Here is a 1,682-nt window from a genome sequence, read left to right as displayed (position 1 = left end):
GTCACAATCCCCAGAGTTCCCTCGGCGCCGATCATGATCTGCTTGAAGTCGGGTCCTGCCGCAGAGCGCGGTGCGTCGGGCGTGACGAACTTGCTGCCGTCAGGCAGCACGCATTCGAGCCCCACCACCATGTCCTCGATCTTCCCGTACTTGGTCGAGAGCTGCCCGGCCGAGCGGGTCGAGACCCAGCCGCCCACAGTGCTCGTGTAGATGGAGCTGGGGAAGTGGCCGAGGGTGTAGCCCGCGCGGTTCAGGGCGCGCTCGAGCTTCTCGCCCTGCACGCCACACTGGGCGCGCACGGTGAGGCTCTTCTCGTCGATGGGATCGATTTTGTTGAGCGCTTTCAGATCGAGCACCAGCGCGTCGGAGGCCGCGCGCGCGCCGCCGCACACGCCCGAGCCATCGGCGTAGGGCACAAGCGGCAGGCCGAGCGAGCGCGAGAGCTTCATCGTGGCCTCGACGTCACGCGCCTCTTTGGCGAGCACAATGGCCGCCGGTCCGGCCGGACGCTCGCCGCGGCGGAGCGAGAGCAGCTCGCGCGGCCAGAGATCGCGCCCGTAGATCGCGCGGTCGGTGCTCTTCCAGGTGACACGCTCCATGCGCCCTTCGAATGCCTTTTCGAGGGCTTCCCGGATCTCCTTTTTGGGAGCCGGGAACTTCCAGGTCTTCTGCGTCTTCGTCTGTGACTTTGCCGGCGTGCCCATGGCTCAGATCCCCAGCTTTCCGGGATTCATGATTCCCTGGGGATCGAGATGCGCGCGCGCCGCGCGCAGGATCTCCATGGCGGCACCGTGTTCGTCGGCCATGTAACCGGCCTTGAGCAGTCCCACCCCGTGGTGGTGGGTGATGGTGCCGCCTGCCTCGTGAGCCGCGGCCAGCGCGTCGCGCCAGCAGTTGCGGTAGCGCGCCTGCGAGACCTGGCGATTTGAGCCCGCCCCCACGAACGTAAAGTAGATCGAGCAGCCCTCGGGATAGGCGTGGGAGAAGTGCGCCATGACAAGGCCGTGGCGCGCAAGCGCCTGCCGAACCTTGAGATAGAGCCGCGGCAGCTTGCTCCAGCTCGCGGCCACTTCCATCGTGTCGGCAAAGGCGAAGTTGTCGAAGACCGTCGACTGGCGATAGCTCACCGCGTAGCGGCGCGAGAGCCACTTGCGTGCGGGCCCCTCGCCCGTGTCCTCGGCGCCGTGGCGCAGCGCGATCTCGGTAACGAGCTCCTGCTCAAGCAGGCAGCGATCCTCCTCGCCCTCGAAGACCATGATGCACTTGCACTGCTTGGGCACCATCCCCAGCGCGCGATTGAGCAGCCCGGAAAATCCGAGCGCACCGCCGACCAGGCCGCGCAGTGTGCGCTGAAAACCCGAGCCGCGCAGCACTTCGTAGAAGGCGCCGAAGACGTCGCCATAGCCCTCGGCGACCTCGCCGGCCTTGGCCTCGCCGCCGCCGGAACTTCCGGCCAGATAGGTATCCACTTCATCGTAGAGACGCATCGCCGCCGGGCGGAGCCCCGCCTGAAGGAGCTCACGAAACGTATCCCAGCCCGATACCAGGTCGGCGAACAGGAAGCTCGAAAAGGCGCGATACGCGGGCGCGCGCTTTACCTTCATGGTCGCCGCGGTGATGACGCCAAGCGTCCCCTCGCTGCCCACGAAGAGCCCCTGCCAGTTGGGCCCCGTCGCGCGCGC

The 1,682-nt window shown here is 67.2% G+C and carries 2 protein-coding genes; both read right to left on the bottom strand.

Annotated features, from left to right (window positions below; genetic code table 11):
* Positions 1-704: FAD-binding oxidoreductase (locus KDH09_14040; protein ID MCB0220817.1), on the bottom strand; the 704-nt coding region annotated here is incomplete at its 3' end.
* A 3-nt stretch (positions 705-707) separates the two neighbouring features.
* A partial coding sequence (locus KDH09_14035; protein ID MCB0220816.1) for an FAD-binding oxidoreductase occupies positions 708-1,682 on the bottom strand: 975 nt, incomplete at its 5' end.

The sequence above is a fragment of the Chrysiogenia bacterium genome, from assembly GCA_020434085.1.
Taxonomy (GTDB): domain Bacteria; phylum JAGRBM01; class JAGRBM01; order JAGRBM01; family JAGRBM01; genus JAGRBM01.
This window is presented reverse-complemented; position numbering and strand designations above follow the sequence as displayed.